Here is a 15,470-nt window from a genome sequence, read left to right as displayed (position 1 = left end):
CCCTCACGGCCGCAGCGGCACGATGTGGTCGCCCACGGCGGCGCCGAAGGCCTGCTCCTTGAGCAGCGCGAGCTGGTCGCGCACGCGGGCAGCCTTCTCGAATTCGAGGTTGCGGGCGTGTTCGAGCATCTGCTTTTCCAGCTGCTTGATGCGCTTGCCCAGATCCTTCTCGGACAGAGCCTCGACCTCGGCGGCGGCGTGGACGGCCTGCAGGTCGTCCCGGCCAGTCTTGTCGGTATAGACGCCGTCGATCAGCTCCTTGACCTGCTTGACCACGCTGCGCGGCGTGATGCCCTGGGCCTGGTTGTGGGCAAGCTGCTTGGCGCGACGCCGCTCGGTCTCGTCGATGGCCCGCTTCATCGAGTCGGTGATCTGGTCGGCATAGAGGATCGCTTTGCCGTTGAGGTTGCGCGCAGCCCGGCCGATGGTCTGGATCAGCGAGCGCTCCGAGCGCAGAAAGCCCTCCTTGTCGGCGTCGAGGATGGCCACCAGCGACACCTCGGGGATGTCCAGGCCTTCACGCAGCAGGTTGATGCCCACCAGCACGTCGAAGCTGCCCAGGCGCAGGTCGCGAATGATTTCCACGCGCTCGACAGTGTCGACGTCGGAGTGCAGATAGCGCACCTTGACGCCGTTGTCGGCCAAATAGTCAGTGAGCTGCTCGGCCATACGCTTGGTCAGGGTGGTGATGAGCACGCGTTCGCCGGCCTGCACCCTCAGGCGGATCTCGCCCAGCACGTCGTCGACCTGGTGCGTGGCCGGTCGCACCTCCACCACCGGGTCGACGAGGCCGGTGGGACGCACGACCTGCTCGACCACCTGGCCCGAGGTGCGCTGCTCATAGTCGGCGGGGGTGGCCGAGACGAAGATGACCTGGCGCATCTTGGTTTCGAACTCCTCGAACTTCAGCGGCCGGTTGTCCAGCGCCGAGGGCAGGCGGAAGCCGTATTCGACCAGCGTGGTTTTGCGCGAGCGGTCACCGTTATACATCCCGCCGAGCTGGCCGATGAGGACGTGGCTCTCGTCGAGGAACATCAGCGCGTCGGGCGGCAGGTAGTCCACCAGCGTGGGCGGGGGCTCGCCCGGCCGCGCCCCCGAGAGGTGGCGGGTGTAGTTCTCGATACCCTTACAGTGGCCGACCTCCTGGAGCATTTCCAGGTCGAAGCGGGTGCGCTGCTCCAGGCGCTGGGCCTCGACCAGCTTGCCGGCCTTCACCAGCTCGTCCAGGCGCTGGCGCAGCTCTTCCTTGATGGTCTCGATGGCCGCCAGCACGCGCTCGCGCGGCGTGACGTAGTGGCTGCTGGGATAGACGGTGAAGCGCGGGATCTTCTGGCGGATGCGGCCGGTGAGCGGGTCGAACAGCTGCAGCGACTCGACCTCGTCGTCGAAGAGCTCGATGCGCAGGGCCAACTCGGAGTGTTCGGCCGGGAAGACGTCGATGGTGTCGCCGCGCACACGGAAGGTGCCGCGAGAGAACTCCGTCTCGTTGCGCAGGTACTGCATGCGCACGAGCTGGGCGATCACGTCGCGCTGGCCCATCTTGTCGTGCACCCTCAGCGTCATCACCATCTGGTGGTAGTCGCTGGGATTGCCGATGCCGTAGATGGCCGAAACGGTGGCCACGATGACCACGTCGCGACGCTCGAGCAGGCTCTTGGTGGCCGACAGGCGCATCTGCTCGATGTGCTCGTTGATCGAGCTGTCCTTCTCGATGAAGAGGTCGCGCTGCGGGACGTAAGCCTCGGGCTGGTAGTAGTCGTAGTAACTGACGAAGTATTCCACGGCGTTCCTCGGGAAGAACTCGCGGAACTCGCTGTAGAGCTGGGCCGCCAGCGTCTTGTTGGGCGCGAACACGATGGCCGGCCGGCCCAGGCGGGCGATCACGTTGGCCATGGTGTAGGTCTTGCCCGAGCCGGTCACGCCCAGCAGGGTCTGGAAGCTCAGGCCGTCGCGCACCCCTTCGACCAGGGCCTCGATGGCCGCAGGCTGGTCACCAGCCGGCGGGTAGGGCTGGTAGAGCTGGAAGGGGGAGTCCGGAAAACGGATGAAGCGGGCCTCGTTGGGGCTGTCCACCGCGGTGGCGACTTCTGCGTTGTGGGCAAGGCTCACGTCGTTCATGGGCAACCTAGAATGAGGGGTTCCCCTGCTGCTGGGTGGCGGGGCCAGCCCATGAGCGTAGCCCAGATCGGAATTTCCCTCTACTGACAAGGACAGAGCATGTCTTCCCTCTTTGCCGCCGTCGAGATGGCGCCCCGCGACCCCATCCTGGGGCTGAACGAGCAATTCAACGCCGACCCGAACCCGGCCAAGGTCAACCTGGGCGTGGGCGTGTACTACGACGATGATGGCAAGTTGCCGCTGCTGCAGTGCGTGGCCGCCGCGGAAAAGCAGATGCTCGAAGCCCCCAAGGCCCGCGGCTACCTGCCCATCGACGGCATTGCGGCCTATGACAAGGCGGTGCAGGGCCTGGTTTTCGGTGCCGATAGCCAGGCCGTGAAGGCCGGGCGCATCGCCACCGTGCAGGGCCTCGGTGGCACGGGCGGGCTGAAGATCGGCGCCGATTTCCTGAAGAAGCTCAACCCCAAGGCGCGGGTGCTGATCAGCGACCCGAGCTGGGAGAACCACCGCGCGCTGTTCGAAAATGCCGGCTTCGAGGTGGGCACCTATCCCTACTACGATGCGACGCGCCGCGGCGTGAACTTCGACGGCATGCTGGCCGCGCTGAAGGCCGCCCCGGCGGGCACCATCGTCGTGTTGCATGCCTGCTGCCACAATCCTACCGGCTATGACCTCACCTCGGCCCAGTGGACCGAGGTGATCGCTGCCATGACATCGGCCGGCCTGGTGCCCTTCCTGGACATGGCCTACCAGGGCTTTGGTGACGGCATTGCCGAGGACGGCGCAGTGATCGGCCAGTTCATGGCGGCCGGGCTCGATTTCTTCGTCTCCACCTCGTTCTCCAAGAGCTTCTCGCTGTACGGCGAGCGGGTGGGTGCCCTGAGCGTGGTGTGCGAGAGCAAGGAAGAAGCCGACCGGGTGCTCAGCCAGCTCAAGCGTGTCATCCGCACCAACTATTCCAACCCGCCCACCCACGGCGCCCAGGTGGTGGCCACGGTGCTGACCACACCCGCCCTGCGCCAGCTCTGGGAAGAGGAACTGGCCGGCATGCGCAAGCGCATCAAGGAAATGCGCACGGCCCTGGTCGAGCGCCTGAAAGCCGCCGGCGTCACCCAGGACATGGGCTTCATCACCCAGCAGCGCGGCATGTTCAGCTACTCGGGCCTGAGCCAGGCACAGATGCAGCGCCTGCGCAGCGAGTTCGGCGTCTACGGCGTCGACTCGGGCCGGATCTGCGTGGCCGCACTCAACAGCAAGAACATCGACTACGTGGCCGCCGCCATCGCGAAGGTGCTTTGACCGAGCCGCCTGCGCACCGGCACCGCCCCGGGCCGGTGCGCATCCTGTCGCCCAGGCGACATCCGAGTGGGATATGCGCCGAAAAGGCGCACTTTCACCGCCTTTGTGCGCGTTTGCCCCAGGCCCGGCTTCACACAGGATCGCCAGGTCGTGCCTAGAATGATGCAGTGCAGCAACCCACACTGCACGTCCCAGGCCACCCGCCAACACTCTGACCGAAGAGGGCCGCATGCTGTACCAAATCTACGAGACCCAACGGGCTCTGCTCAGTCCCTTTTCCGAGTTCGCCAGCGCCGCTGCCAAGCTCTACAGCCATCCGCTGTCGCCGTTTGCCCATGTGCCTCTGTCCGACCGCGTCGCCGCCAGCCTGGATCTGATGCACCGCTTGTGCAAGGAGTATGAGAAACCGCAGTTCGGGATCCACACGGTCCAGGTCGACGGGGTGGACGTGGCCGTGCAGGAGCAGGTGCCGCTGGCCAAACCGTTCTGCCGGCTGGTGCGCTTCAAGCGCTTCACCGACGAAGGGGCCTTGCTCGACAAGATGAAGAAGCAGCCCGTGGTGTTGGTGGTGGCGCCGCTGTCGGGCCACCATGCCACGCTGCTGCGCGACACGGTGCGCACGCTGCTGCAGGATCACAAGGTCTACATCACCGACTGGATCGACGCGCGCATGGTGCCGGTGGAGGCCGGCCCCTTCCATCTCGACGACTATGTCGAGTACATTGAGGAGTTCATCCGCTTCATCGGCCCCGAGGTGCATGTGATCTCGGTGTGCCAACCCACCGTGCCGGTGTTCGCCGCGATCTCGCTGATGGCCAGCCGCGGCGAGCGCACGCCGCGCTCGATGACCATGATGGGTGGCCCCATCGACGCCCGCCGTTCGCCCACCGCAGTGAACAACCTGGCGATGAACAAGAGCTACGAGTGGTTCGAGCACAACGTGATCTACCGCGTGCCGCCGAACTACCCCGGCGCGGGCCGGCGGGTGTACCCCGGCTTCCTTCAGCACGCCGGCTTCGTGGCGATGAACCCCGATCGCCACCTGAGTTCGCACTACGATTACTTCATGGACCTGATCCGCGGCGACGACGAGAGTGCCGAGGCACACCGGGCCTTCTACGACGAGTACAACGCCGTGCTGGACATGCCGGCCGAGTACTACCTGGACACGATCAAGACGGTGTTCCAGGACTTCGCGCTGGTCAACGGCACCTGGCGCGTGCGAGGCGAGCTGGTGCGACCGCAGGACATCCGTACCACGGCGCTGCTGACCGTGGAGGGGGAGCTCGACGACATCTCCGGCGCCGGCCAGACGCAAGTTGCGCACGAGCTGTGCACGGGCATTCCGAAGAAGGAGCAGCCGCATTTCACCGTGCCGGGGGCCGGCCACTACGGCATCTTCTCGGGCAAGCGCTGGCGCCAGCTCGTCTACCCAGTCGTGCGTGACTTCATCTGGCAGCACGAACTGCATCCCCTGGAGGCGCCGCGGGCTGCTGCTGCGCGCCGCAAGACCACTGCGGACTCGTGAACGCAGTCCGGCCCGAAGACATCGATGCCCTGCTGCCGCAGACGCAATGCACGCGCTGCGGCTACCCGGACTGCGCCGGCTACGCTCGCGCGATCGCGGCCGGCGAGGCCGACATCAACCAGTGTCCGCCTGGCGGGGCCGAAGGCATTGTGCGCCTGGCCGCCCTGACCGGCCGGCCGGTGCAGCCACTGTCTCCGGCCCATGGCAAGGAAGGTCCGCGCATGCTCGCCGTCATCGACGAGGCGTGGTGCATCGGTTGCACGCTGTGCATCAAGGCCTGCCCGGTGGACTGCATCGTCGGCACGAACAAGCAGATGCACACGGTGATCGACGAGCTGTGCACGGGCTGCGAGCTGTGCGTGCCGGTCTGTCCGGTGGATTGCATCTCGCTCACGCCGGTGACCACGGCCACGGGCTGGGCCGCCTGGAGCGAAGCCCAGGCCCGGGAGGCCCGCCAACGCTACGACTGGCACCGGGAACGGTTGGCCCGGGAGGCCCGCGAGCACCAGGCCCGGCTGGAGGCCAAGGCCCAGCACAAGCTCGAACACCTGGAAACCGAGACCCGGCTCACCGACCCGGCGCAGATCGAGCGCAAGCGCGCGGTGATCGAAGCCGCCCTGGCCAAGGCCCGGCAGCGGCGCAGCGGCTGAAACCCCGCCGAGGCACAATCGCGGCCCATGACGCCGCAAGACATCGACGCCTTCTTCGCCACCCTCCAGGCGGCCAACCCTCAGCCCAACACCGAGCTCGAATACACCAGCGTGTTCGAGCTGCTGGTGGCCGTGCTGCTGTCGGCCCAGGCCACCGATGTGGGCGTGAACAAGGCCACGCGCAAGCTTTTTGCCGTGGCCCACACGCCCCAGCAGATCCTGGCCCTGGGCTATGACGGCCTGTGCGGCTACATCAAGACCATTGGACTGTACCGCAACAAGGCCAAGCACCTGCTGGAGACCTGCCGCATCCTCGTGGAACGTCACGGCGGCGAGGTGCCACGCACGCGCGAGGCGCTGGAGGCCTTGCCCGGCGTGGGCCGCAAGACCGCCAACGTGGTGCTCAATGTCGCTTTCGGCGAGCCGACGATGGCGGTGGACACGCACATCTTCCGCGTGAGCAATCGCACCGGCCTGGCCCCGGGCAAGACACCGTTGGCGGTGGAGACGAAGCTATTGGAGCGGGTGCCGCCGCGCTACCTCGTGGATGCCCACCACTGGCTGATCCTGCACGGTCGCTATGTGTGCCAGGCGCGCCGGCCGCGCTGTTGGCAGTGCCAGGTGGCGCGCTATTGCGAGTTCTCGCCCAAGACGCTAGCGGCGGCCTGAGCGAAATCCATCGCGCCGCCATACGGCGGCGCTGCCGGCCACAGCGCCGCCGTGGCCGGCAGCGGTCGGCGCTGCGCCAAATGCCACGCCGTGGTCATCCAACCGCCATGCGTGACGACATAGCGCCGCTGACCGCCGCATTCGGCGAGGAAGTCGGCGCAGCGCCGCGCGAGATCGTCCAGGCTCTCACCGCCGCCCGGACGATGGTAACGCAGGTCCGCGCACCAGGCGTCGATGGCCTCGATGGGGATCTCCCCCCAGGCCCGCCCATCCCAGTCGCCAAAGTCCAGCTCGCGCAGCCGGTCGTCGATGTGGTGGCGCCAACCCCAGGACGACAGGCACTCGCCGACCGCTCGGCAACGCTGCAAGGGCGAGGTCCAGACCTCGCGCGGGCCCGCCTCGCTTCGGGCCCAACGGCGGATGCGATGCGCCAGGCGCCGGGCGCGGCGCGGATCGACGGGCAGATCGGTGCGCCCCAGGCACAGGCCCTGCGCCCCTTGGGGTGCGGGGTGCCGCCACAGGCGCAAGCTCAGATCCATCGCAGGCTCGCCACCAGGGCCAGGTAGAGCGCCAGCTCCGAGAGCTGCTGCGCCGCGCCCAGCCCGTCGCCGGTGTAGCCGCCGAGGCGGCAGCGCAGCCAGCGGCCGCACCACAGGCCGGCCAGCGCGGCCGCGGCCAGGGCGGCGGCCATCGCCCATGGCGGCAGGAAGAACGCCGCCCCTGCGGCCGCCAACCCCGACCAGGCCAACGCCACGGCCCACCCGGGGCCGGACAGCTGCGTGGCCAAGGGCTTGGCCTTGGCGTGCTCCGGGTCGCCACCGTAAGGCAGCGCCCGGATCAGACCGACCGACACCGTGCGCGAGACGGTGTGCGCCAGCACCAGGGCCGCCGGCACCCAGGCGAGGGGCAGGCTCGCCAGGCATGCGGCTTTCAGGCCCAGCATCATCACCAAGCCCACCGTGCCATAGGTGCCAATGCGCGAATCCTTCATGATGGCCAGCGCCCGTTCCCGGCTCACCGCGCCGCCCAGGGCATCGCAGGTATCGGCCCAGCCGTCTTCGTGGAAGCAGCCGGTCATCCACAGGCTGGCCGCCATCGCCAGCCCCACGGCGATCGCCGGGGGCAGCCACAACGCGGCCAGCACGAACACTGCGGCGCTGAAGCCGCCCACCATCGCGCCCACCAGCGGGAAGTGCCGCGCGCTGGCCTGCAGCCATTCAGGCGCATAGCCGACACGGGCCACCCAGGCACGCGGCAGCGGGATGCGGGTGAAGAACTGCCAGGCGATCGCGACCAGCCGCAGTTCGTGGCCGAGTCCGCTCATGAGCGGTCGCTCACCCCGGCCGATTCGAAGCTGGCCATCTCGGCCAGCAGCTTGACGCTGGAGACGATGAGCGGCCAGACCAGGGCCGCCCCCGAACCCTCGCCCAGGCGCAGGCGCAGATCCACCAGCGGCTCGACGCCCAGGTGGGCGAGCATGCGACGATGACCAGACTCCTCGGAGCGATGCGCAAACACGCAGTAGTCGAGCACCTGGGGTGCCAGGGCATGGGCCACCACCACGGCCGCGCCAGTGATAAAGCCATCGACGACCACCAGGCGCCGCTCGTGCGCGGCCTGCAGCACCGCGCCGGTCATCATCGCGATCTCGAAGCCGCCCAGGGCGGCCAGCGCCTCCAGGGGAGACACGGCTGACGCGTTGGCCTGCAAGGCACGCTCCAGCACGGCGCGCTTGTGCATCAGCCCGGCATCGTCGAGCCCAGTGCCGCGGCCCACGCACTCGGCCAGCGGCGCTTGAGCCAAGCGCGCCAGCAGCAGCGCCGCGGCCGAGGTGTTGCCGATGCCCATCTCGCCCAAGAGCAACACGTTGCCGGGCAAACCGCGCACCACCTCGATGCCCGATTGCAGCGCCGCCCAGCACTGGACGGGTGTCATGGCCGGACCGGTGCTGGCATCGGCCGTGCCGGGGGCGATCTTGCGGATCAGCAGCCCTTCTCGCGGGGCGAACTCATGCGCCACGCCCGCATCGACGACACGCAGGGCCAGGCCGTGCTGGCGGGCCAGCACACTGACCGCTGCCCCGCCAGCGAGGAAGTTCTCGACCATCTGCCAGGTGACGTCGCTGGGATAGGCCGAAACCCCCTGACGCGCCAGGCCATGATCACCGGCAAAAACCACGAGCTGAGGATCCCGCAATGCAGGCTCCTCGGTGGCCTGCACGAGACCGATCTGGACCGCCAGGGCTTCGAGACGACCCAGAGCGCCCAGCGGTTTGGTCTTGCGGTCCAGCCGGTGCTGCAGGCGCTCGCGCAGGCGGGCATCTTCGGTCGGCAGGATGCGGGGCAGGTCGGCAGGGGTCATCAGCGGCTTTCGGGCGAGGGTTTGAGTGTCAGGGGCAGCCCCGCCACCATGAGGGTGACGCGGCGTGCACGTTCGGCCAGTTGCTGGTGCAGCCGGCCCAGCGCATCGACGGTGCGGCGCGTGTCGGCGCCCATGGGCATGACGCCCAGGCCAATCTCGTTGGAGACCAAGATCACCCGGCCGCTCAGGCCGGGCAGCACCTCGAGCAGGGCATCGACCTCGGCCTGCACATCGCGCGCGGGCACGCCCGGCGGCGGGCACAGGTGCTGGGCCAGCCACAGCGTGAGGCAGTCGACGAGGACACAGCAATTGCGGTGCACCTGCGCGCGCAGCGTGGCGGCGAGAGCGAAGTCGGCATCGGGCAGTTCGATGCTCAGCCAGGACGCCGGCCGCCGCCGGCGGTGCTCGGCAATGCGCGAACGCATCTCCTCGTCGCCAGCCCAGGCCGTGGCGATGTAGACGATGCGATCCCCCGCCGCCTCGGCTTGAAGGGCCAAGGCCTCGGCATGGCGGCTCTTGCCTGAACGGGCACCGCCGAGGATGAGATGGAGGTTGAGATCAGGGGCAGGCTGCATCACCTGGGGGCATCGAAGGCCCCACGCATTTTAGGCCGCGCCCGTGCCTGGCCCCGTTGTGGCCGCGTCACCGGGCCCGGCCGCGGACTTCTACAATGCGGTTCAAGGATGGGCCGCCCCATGTCAACCCTCGACGAACTTGCCGATCGCATCGAGCGCCTGCTGCTGCGCCACGAAGAGCTGCGGCGCACCAACGAGTTGCTCCAGCAGCAGCTCACCCAGGTGTCCCAGGAGCGCGACAGCCTGCGCCAGCGGCTCAACACGGCACGCGCGCGCATCGATGCCCTGCTCGAACACCTGCCGGCCGATCCGGCTCAGGCCACCCCGGATCGACAGGAGGAGCGCTCATGAAGCAGATCGAAGTGACCATCATGGGTCAGAGCTACATCCTGGGCTGTGCCGACGGCGGCGAGGCGGCCCTGCTGGAAGCCGTCAATGCGGTGGACCGGGAGATGTGTGCGATCCGCGACGCCGGCAAGGTCAAGGCGCGCGAGCGCATCGCGGTGCTGGCCGCCCTGAACATCGCCTTCGAGCTGGCCAACCGCCCGGTGTCTGCCCCCTCCCCTGCCCCTTCCACCGCCTCGGTGGACGCGGCCTCGCCCTCCGACGGCCAGGCCCTACGGGCCTTGGTCGCACGCATCGACGAAGCTTTGAGCCAGGAAGGCCGCCTGTTCTGACGGGACGGGCTCGGTCGTCCCGCCTCGGTGCAATGACGGGCGTAGAATCAAATGGTCCGTCGCGTTCGCGGGAGTTCTAAATTTCCTTGAACCGATGCTCACTGAGCAAGGGCCTGGAACATTGCCTGGCTGGTGTGATCGTCTCGCGTCAGACGAACCCGAGGCCTTGCTGACCTCGCCCACCTGAATCCCCTGGGTTCAGGAATGCGGCTCCCGGCTCGCGGCGGACACCCCGTCTGCCGTCCTCTCGCCCATGCCGAAAGAACAACAACAGTACTGGCTCATGAAGAGCGAGCCGGACGAATGCTCGATCGACGACCTCGCCGCGGCCCCCGGGCAGGCGGTGCCGTGGACCGGCGTGCGCAACTACCAGGCGCGCAACTTCATGCGCGATGCGATGCGCATCGGCGATGGCGTGCTGTTCTACCATTCGTCTTGTCCCGAGCCGGGCATTGCCGGGTTGGCCGAGGTGGCCAGCGACCCCTATCCCGACCCCACGCAGTTCGACCCATCCAGCCCCTACCACGACCCGGCCTCGCGCCCCGAGGCCCCGCGCTGGATGCTGCGCGACGTGAAGCTGGTGCGCAAGACGCGGCTGTTGTCCCTCAAGGAGATGCGCACGCGCCCCGAGCTGGCGACGATGCGCGTGCTGCAGCCGGGCAATCGCTTGTCCATCACCCCCGTCACGCCCGAGGAATGGCGGGCGGTCCTTGCCTTGCTGGAGCTGTCTTGACTCTCGAATGGCTGTTCATCGCCGAGCTGATGCTGCTGGGCTGTTTCACGGGTTTCCTGGCCGGCCTGCTGGGCATCGGCGGGGGCATGCTGCTGGTGCCCTTCCTCACCTTCTTGCTCGCGCAGCGGGGGGTCGAGGCGCAACTGGCGGTGAAGATGGCCATTGCCACCTCGATGGCCACGATCCTGTTCACCTCGATCTCCAGCGTGCGGGCTCACCACAAACGTGGCGCCGTGCGCTGGGATCTGGTGCGTGGCCTGGCGCCGGGCATCGTGCTGGGCGGCTTGCTGGCCGGCGCGGGGGTGTTCGCCCTGCTCAAGGGTCAGTGGCTGGCGCTCTTCTTTGCGGCCTTCGTGGGCTTCTCGGCCACGCAGATGCTGCTGGACAAAAAGCCCAAGCCCACCCGGCAGATGCCCGGTGCGGCCGGACAGGTGGCCGCAGGCGGCGTGATCGGCTTTCTCTCGGGTCTGGTCGGTGCCGGCGGCGGTTTCGTCTCCGTGCCTTTCATGACCTGGTGCAACGTGGCCATCCACAACGCCGTGGCCACGAGCGCGGCGCTGGGCTTCCCGATCGCGCTGGCCAACGTGGCAGGCTATGTGATGGGCGGCTGGTCGTTGCCGCCGGCCCTGCCCGGGGCCTTCGGCTTTCTGTACTTGCCGGCGCTGGCGCTGATCGCCGCCGCCAGCGTGGTGTTCGCCCCGCTGGGCGCGCGCGCCGCGCATGCGATGAACGTGAAGCAGCTCAAGCGCGCCTTCGCCGTGCTGCTCTACGGGCTGGCAGCCTACATGCTGTACAAAGGGTTGGCCGGCTGAGCGTCCTTCGGCGGCCGCGCGCCGGGAATCAGAGCGCCGGCGCCGATGCGGGCGGCCGGGGCCGGAAGGGGATGCTGGCCAGCACCACCCCGTTGCCACCGCGACGCTGGGCTTCCGACAGCGCCCGCTCGGCCAGGCGCAGCAGGTCAGGCAGCTCGTCGCTGGTGTGAGGAAAGCTCGCCACCCCCATCGACACGGTGAAGCGCAGATCCTGGCCGTCATGCATGACGATCTGGGCCTCGCACTGACGGCGCACCCCTTCCATGCGCGCATGCGCCGTGGCCAGGCCCACGCCCGACAGCAGCACGGCGAAGCGGTCGACCCCGATCCGGCAGGGGGCATCCATGGCGCGGGTGTTGCCGCGCAGCAGTTGGCCCAGCGACTGCAGGCAGCGGTCGGCGGCCTGTCGGCCATGACGGGCCACCAGATCCTCGTGGTCATCGACCTGGATGGTCACGAGCGCAAACTCGCGATGCTCGCGCGCAGACAGGTCGACTTCGCGCCGCAGCTGCTCTTCGAAATGACGCTCGTTGTAGACGCCGGTGAGCGGGTCGCGCACGCCCTGGTCGCGCAGTTCCTGGCGCAGATCCTCGTTCTGGCGCTGCTGCTGCTCCAGCAGGTGCAGCGCATGCCGAAGCTTGTCCTGTGTGCGGCGCAGCTCGCTGAAGTCGAGCCACAGGCCGGCCAAGCCCACACCGTGGCCTTCCAGCGGCACGGCCATGCGGGTGCACACCAGGTCACGGGAGGTGAGCTTTTCCTCACGCTGCAGCGGCAGGCGCTGGGCACGCGCCGCCTCGTCCCCGTCCTTGAGGACGGCTGCCGCCTCGGCATCGAGCAGTTCGGCGTCGGTGTGCCCAATCACGTCGTGGACCGAATGACCGAGCACGGCCGCGGCCGCAGCGTTCACGAACAGGTAGCGTCCTTGGGCATCTTTGACATAGATCCCGGTGGGCAGTTGCTCGCAGGCCGCCTGGAGCAGGTGCACCAGCGCCTCCGGGCCCAGGCCGCTGCGGCGCGTCTGGGCCAAGACCTGGGCCAAGGGGTCACCCGAGGCGGGTTCGGTGCTGTCATCCATCGACGCGTGGAGCGGCCGGTGCCGCACGAAGCCGGCGATCAAGTCGGTCATGGGGTGGGTACTGCTCTGCCCGGCGGGGTATCCGCCTTTTGGGGGATTGTCACCCCTTCCGGGCACCGCGGCGGCCGGCCCACCCCCCTCATTCGGGGCATACCGCGTCGAAAAAGTCTCAACCGAGCAGCCGCTGGAGGCTCAGTTCGTAACGTTCGGTCAGGCGATCGAGTTCGGCCAGCAACGTTTCACTGGACCGCGCCAGGGCGATCCGGCCGGCTTCCTGGTGGATCCGACCGGCCCCGTCGAGCACGGCAGACCAGGCCTGCGCGGCAGCTTCCAGCGACTCGCGAAGTTCCGCGCTGGCCAGAGGCAGCGAGCGCAGGTAGTCCTGGGCCTCGTCGAAGGCGCGGGCAGTGGTCTGGGCCTCGGCCAGGGCCGAGCGGTCCTGCGGCGCAGGCAACAAGTGGGCCAACAAGACCTGCTTGGCCAGCCGCTGCGAAAGCATGCGCTGGCGACCGGCCACGTTGATGACGTGCAGTGTGGCCGCCGGGCCCGACTGCTCCAGCACGGCGGTCAGCCGCTCGGCCTGGTCGAGCAGCCGCTCGGCATGGGCGTCCACCACGGGCAGATCCTGCACGGTGGCAGGGCCGCCGAGGCCAGCCTTCAACGCGGCCCAGGCCGATTGCACCGAGGCCAGCAGGTCGCCGAAGCTGGCAGCCGACAGATGGCGGGCCAGCAGCGCCAGGTTCTCATCGACACGCTGCACGGAAGCAGCCAGCCTGGCCTGGCTGTCTTCCACCTCCAGGCCGCAGGCTCGCAGGGCATGGAGCTTGACCAGACGCTGCGAGAGCATGCGCAACTGCCCGGCCCGGTTGACCGCCTCGCCATGCCGGGCGGCGTCGATCAGCTCGCGCGCGACGAGGCCGACGCGCCGGTTGGCCTGCATGGACGCCCGACGCAACGCCCGGAAGGCCTCGTCCTCACTCATCTGCGTGGCGCGCATCAACAGGCCCTTGGCGCGGTCGACCAGCTTGCGTTCCTCGAAGCGCTGCCGCAAAGCGGCAAGCTCATCGCGCAAGGCCCGTTCCTGTCCGAAACGCAGCCGAGACAGCGCCCATTCGGTGCGCAACCGCTCGCGTGCATAGCCGTGCACCACGCAGCCGTGCACCCCGGCCTGCAGGGCGCGGTCCAGACGCTCCACCTCGGTGTCAGCCGTGTACAGCAGCACCGGGCGCGGCTCGGTGTCGCGCAGGCGTTCCAACGCCTGCACGCACGCCTCGTCGAGGCGGGTGGTCCAGCCCACCACCCCATCCGGTGCATGCCGCACCACCTCGCGCACCAGCATGTGGCAGACGGTAGCACCAAGGACGTGAAAACCCACGGCCGACAGATCGGCTTCCAAGGTGGCACGGTGCAGGGGATCCTCGGCCAGCACGAGCAGGGTGACGGGACGGCAGGCGGGGGCGTTCAGGGCAAGACTCCGGACAAGGGGACACCTGGAGCGACAAGCAAGCTTCGCACCCGTTGCGGCACGGGCCGTGTGGCGCTCGCCTTGGCACGGATGTTGCTGCATTGCAGCAGGGTGCAACGCCGCACCCGGACCGTGCACCGCACCGCCGGTCCTGCGCATGATGCCGTGCGCAACACAGTGCCTCCCTTCCCGCCGGCCCGCAGGGCAGCGGGTTCATCGAGGCTCGTCATGTCCGGCTCCACGACTTTCCTGAAATCCGGCCACTGGCCGACACTGTTCGCGTCCTTTCTCTATTTCGACTTCTGTTTCGCCATCTGGGTGCTCAACGGCGCGATGGGCCCGTTCATCGGCGAGAGCTTCAAGCTCACGCCTGCGCAGCAGGGCTTCATGATCTCGGTGCCCATCCTGGCCGGCGCCCTGATGCGCTTCCCCTTGGGCGTGCTGGCCCAGTACATCGGCCGCAAGAACGCCGCCATGGTGGAGATGGGCCTGATCGTGCTGGCCCTGGGCTATGGATTCTTCTTCGTGGACAGCTACGACAGCGTGCTGGCCATGGGCGTGCTGCTGGGCATCGCCGGTGCCAGCTTCGGTGTGGCGCTGAGCCTGGGCAGCGGCTGGTATCCGCCGCGCTACAAGGGGCTGGCGATGGGCATCGCCGGTGCCGGCAATTCCGGCACGGTGCTGGCCGTGCTGTTCGCCCCGCCCCTGGCCACACACTTCGGCTGGCAGACAGTGTACGGCCTGGCGGCCTTCACGATGCTGCTGCCCATGGCCGTGATGTGGTGGGCTGCCAAGGAGCCGCCCGACCGCGAGCATCAGACCCTGCGCGAGCACATCTCCTGCCTGTTCGAGAAAGACGGCTGGGCCTTCAGCCTGATCTACATCGTCACCTTCGGCGGCTTCATCGGCCTGGCCAGCTTCCTGCCCACCTACTTCCACGACCAGTTCAAGGTCACCAAGGTGGAGGCCGGCCAGCTCACGATGCTGGCCACGCTGATGGGCTCGGCCGTGCGCGTGGTGGGCGGCTACGTCTCCGACCGCGTGGGCGGCGTGACCACGCTCACCGGCGTGCTGCTCATCGTCAGCGTCACCCTGGTGCTGTGCGGCCTCGCCGGCGGCTCGGTGGTGGTCACCACCTTGCTGTTCATGCTGTGCTTCGCGGCCCTGGGGGCGGGCAATGGTGCCCTGTTCCAGCTCGTGCCCCTGCGCTGGCCGCTCACCACCGCCGTGGCGGGCTCGATGATCGGCGAGATCGGGGCCCTGGGCGGCGGCTTCCTGCCCAACGCGATGGGGGTGTCCAAACAGTACGCCGGCACCTACCTCTGGGGCTTCGTTTCCTTCGCCGTGCTGGCCCTGGGCCTGCTGGTGATGCTGCGCATCGTGCAGATCCGCTGGACCCGCACCTGGGCCGAGCGGGGCGGCCGGGCGCGCGTGACGCCCGTCGAGTCCTCCCCACTGGACTACGGGCGCCCGGAGCTGCGCGGCATGGCGAAGTGAGCGCAGACGGT

16 protein-coding genes are annotated in these 15,470 nt (G+C 68.4%); 9 read left to right on the top strand and 7 right to left on the bottom strand.

Annotation, left to right across the window (positions count from 1 at the left end):
• Nucleotides 1-3 precede the first annotated feature (3 nt).
• Nucleotides 4-2,118 (bottom strand): excinuclease ABC subunit UvrB, encoded by a 2,115-nt coding sequence (uvrB, locus tag ACK4ZD_RS03450; RefSeq protein ID WP_409658830.1) that lies wholly within the window; start codon nt 2,116-2,118, stop codon nt 4-6.
• Between the two features lie 99 nt (nt 2,119-2,217).
• Here uvrB and ACK4ZD_RS03445 point away from each other — a divergent pair, with 99 nt between their 5' ends.
• The 4 genes from ACK4ZD_RS03445 to nth all read left to right on the top strand — a co-directional run bounded on the left by ACK4ZD_RS03445 (nt 2,218) and on the right by nth (nt 6,264).
• Nucleotides 2,218-3,417 carry an amino acid aminotransferase gene (locus ACK4ZD_RS03445; RefSeq protein WP_409658828.1) on the top strand — a complete coding sequence of 400 codons (1,200 nt, stop codon included), beginning with the start codon at nt 2,218-2,220 and terminating at the stop codon, nt 3,415-3,417.
• Nucleotides 3,418-3,646: 229 nt separating this feature from the next.
• Nucleotides 3,647-4,945 (top strand): polyhydroxyalkanoate depolymerase, encoded by a 1,299-nt coding sequence (locus ACK4ZD_RS03440; RefSeq protein ID WP_409658826.1) that lies wholly within the window; start codon nt 3,647-3,649, stop codon nt 4,943-4,945.
• Nucleotides 4,942-5,595, top strand: coding sequence for an electron transport complex subunit RsxB (gene rsxB, locus ACK4ZD_RS03435; RefSeq protein ID WP_409658824.1), 654 nt, complete (start codon nt 4,942-4,944; stop codon nt 5,593-5,595). The genes ACK4ZD_RS03440 and rsxB overlap by 4 nt, the downstream gene beginning before the upstream one ends.
• 27 nt (nt 5,596-5,622) lie before the next feature.
• The gene (gene nth / locus ACK4ZD_RS03430) at nt 5,623-6,264 is read left to right on the top strand and encodes an endonuclease III (protein WP_409658822.1); all 642 of its coding nucleotides are present in this window, start codon (nt 5,623-5,625) and stop codon (nt 6,262-6,264) included.
• Here nth and ACK4ZD_RS03425 read toward each other — a convergent pair.
• Genes ACK4ZD_RS03425 through cobU form a run of 4 tightly spaced genes read right to left on the bottom strand, consistent with a single transcriptional unit; the run spans nt 6,225 to nt 9,200 of the window.
• A complete protein-coding gene (locus tag ACK4ZD_RS03425) occupies nt 6,225-6,803 on the bottom strand; it encodes a histidine phosphatase family protein (RefSeq protein ID WP_409658820.1) in 579 nt (192 codons plus the stop codon). The two genes, nth and ACK4ZD_RS03425, sit on opposite strands and share 40 nt — an antisense overlap.
• Entirely contained in the window at nt 6,794-7,588 is a 795-nt protein-coding gene (locus ACK4ZD_RS03420; RefSeq protein WP_409658818.1) for an adenosylcobinamide-GDP ribazoletransferase, read from the bottom strand. The genes ACK4ZD_RS03425 and ACK4ZD_RS03420 overlap by 10 nt, the downstream gene beginning before the upstream one ends.
• Nucleotides 7,585-8,625, bottom strand: coding sequence for a nicotinate-nucleotide--dimethylbenzimidazole phosphoribosyltransferase (gene cobT / locus ACK4ZD_RS03415; RefSeq protein ID WP_409658816.1), 1,041 nt, complete (start codon nt 8,623-8,625; stop codon nt 7,585-7,587). Before cobT ends, ACK4ZD_RS03420 begins: the two co-directional genes overlap by 4 nt.
• The gene (cobU, locus tag ACK4ZD_RS03410; RefSeq protein WP_409658814.1) at nt 8,625-9,200 is read right to left on the bottom strand and encodes a bifunctional adenosylcobinamide kinase/adenosylcobinamide-phosphate guanylyltransferase; all 576 of its coding nucleotides are present in this window, start codon (nt 9,198-9,200) and stop codon (nt 8,625-8,627) included. Before cobU ends, cobT begins: the two co-directional genes overlap by 1 nt.
• Nucleotides 9,201-9,320: 120 nt before the next feature.
• Here cobU and ACK4ZD_RS03405 point away from each other — a divergent pair, with 120 nt between their 5' ends.
• From ACK4ZD_RS03405 to ACK4ZD_RS03390, 4 genes are all read left to right on the top strand, one after another.
• The gene (locus ACK4ZD_RS03405) at nt 9,321-9,551 is read left to right on the top strand and encodes a DUF904 domain-containing protein (RefSeq protein WP_409658812.1); all 231 of its coding nucleotides are present in this window, start codon (nt 9,321-9,323) and stop codon (nt 9,549-9,551) included.
• Complete coding sequence (gene zapA / locus ACK4ZD_RS03400) at nt 9,548-9,877, top strand: cell division protein ZapA (protein WP_409658810.1); 330 nt, start codon at nt 9,548-9,550, stop codon at nt 9,875-9,877. The genes ACK4ZD_RS03405 and zapA overlap by 4 nt, the downstream gene beginning before the upstream one ends.
• A 253-nt stretch (nt 9,878-10,130) precedes the next feature.
• Nucleotides 10,131-10,610, top strand: coding sequence for an EVE domain-containing protein (locus tag ACK4ZD_RS03395; protein WP_409658808.1), 480 nt, complete (start codon nt 10,131-10,133; stop codon nt 10,608-10,610).
• Between the two features lie 29 nt (nt 10,611-10,639).
• Nucleotides 10,640-11,422 carry a sulfite exporter TauE/SafE family protein gene (locus tag ACK4ZD_RS03390; RefSeq protein WP_409658951.1) on the top strand — a complete coding sequence of 261 codons (783 nt, stop codon included), beginning with the start codon at nt 10,640-10,642 and terminating at the stop codon, nt 11,420-11,422.
• Between the two features lie 28 nt (nt 11,423-11,450).
• Here the strand turns inward: ACK4ZD_RS03390 and ACK4ZD_RS03385 are convergent, their stop codons facing one another.
• Together ACK4ZD_RS03385 and ACK4ZD_RS03380 are read right to left on the bottom strand one after the other, a co-directional pair.
• Nucleotides 11,451-12,548: a diguanylate cyclase gene (locus tag ACK4ZD_RS03385; RefSeq protein ID WP_409658806.1), complete on the bottom strand. Its 1,098-nt coding sequence runs from the start codon at nt 12,546-12,548 to the stop codon at nt 11,451-11,453.
• 118 nt (nt 12,549-12,666) lie between these two features.
• A complete protein-coding gene (locus ACK4ZD_RS03380; protein WP_409658804.1) occupies nt 12,667-13,926 on the bottom strand; it encodes a type IV pili methyl-accepting chemotaxis transducer N-terminal domain-containing protein in 1,260 nt (419 codons plus the stop codon).
• Between the two features lie 264 nt (nt 13,927-14,190).
• Between ACK4ZD_RS03380 and ACK4ZD_RS03375 the strand changes: the two genes are divergently transcribed.
• Nucleotides 14,191-15,459, top strand: a complete 1,269-nt coding sequence (locus ACK4ZD_RS03375) for an MFS transporter (RefSeq protein WP_409658802.1) — start codon at nt 14,191-14,193, stop codon at nt 15,457-15,459.
• The last annotated feature ends 11 nt before the right edge of the window (nt 15,460-15,470 follow it).

This window comes from Caldimonas sp. (assembly GCF_046291045.1).
In the GTDB taxonomy this organism is placed as follows: domain Bacteria; phylum Pseudomonadota; class Gammaproteobacteria; order Burkholderiales; family Burkholderiaceae_C; genus Caldimonas.
The sequence above is the reverse complement of the archived record's forward strand: the minus strand, read 5'-3'. Positions and strand labels throughout refer to the sequence as shown.

Bases quoted from the DNA above. Each gene is read 5' to 3' on its own strand.
- uvrB (WP_409658830.1), bottom strand. From the start codon at position 2,118: ATGAACGACGTGAGCCTTGCCCACAACGCAGAAGTCGCCACCGCGGTG.
- zapA (WP_409658810.1), top strand. From the start codon at position 9,548: ATGAAGCAGATCGAAGTGACCATCATGGGTCAGAGCTACATCCTGGGC.
- nth (WP_409658822.1), top strand. From the start codon at position 5,623: ATGACGCCGCAAGACATCGACGCCTTCTTCGCCACCCTCCAGGCGGCC.
- ACK4ZD_RS03420 (WP_409658818.1), bottom strand. From the start codon at position 7,588: ATGAGCGGACTCGGCCACGAACTGCGGCTGGTCGCGATCGCCTGGCAG.
- ACK4ZD_RS03405 (WP_409658812.1), top strand. From the start codon at position 9,321: ATGTCAACCCTCGACGAACTTGCCGATCGCATCGAGCGCCTGCTGCTG.
- cobU (WP_409658814.1), bottom strand. From the start codon at position 9,200: ATGCAGCCTGCCCCTGATCTCAACCTCCATCTCATCCTCGGCGGTGCC.
- cobT (WP_409658816.1), bottom strand. From the start codon at position 8,625: ATGACCCCTGCCGACCTGCCCCGCATCCTGCCGACCGAAGATGCCCGC.
- ACK4ZD_RS03385 (WP_409658806.1), bottom strand. From the start codon at position 12,548: ATGACCGACTTGATCGCCGGCTTCGTGCGGCACCGGCCGCTCCACGCG.
- ACK4ZD_RS03445 (WP_409658828.1), top strand. From the start codon at position 2,218: ATGTCTTCCCTCTTTGCCGCCGTCGAGATGGCGCCCCGCGACCCCATC.
- ACK4ZD_RS03440 (WP_409658826.1), top strand. From the start codon at position 3,647: ATGCTGTACCAAATCTACGAGACCCAACGGGCTCTGCTCAGTCCCTTT.
- ACK4ZD_RS03390 (WP_409658951.1), top strand. From the start codon at position 10,640: ATGCTGCTGGGCTGTTTCACGGGTTTCCTGGCCGGCCTGCTGGGCATC.
- ACK4ZD_RS03375 (WP_409658802.1), top strand. From the start codon at position 14,191: ATGTCCGGCTCCACGACTTTCCTGAAATCCGGCCACTGGCCGACACTG.
- ACK4ZD_RS03395 (WP_409658808.1), top strand. From the start codon at position 10,131: ATGCCGAAAGAACAACAACAGTACTGGCTCATGAAGAGCGAGCCGGAC.
- ACK4ZD_RS03425 (WP_409658820.1), bottom strand. From the start codon at position 6,803: ATGGATCTGAGCTTGCGCCTGTGGCGGCACCCCGCACCCCAAGGGGCG.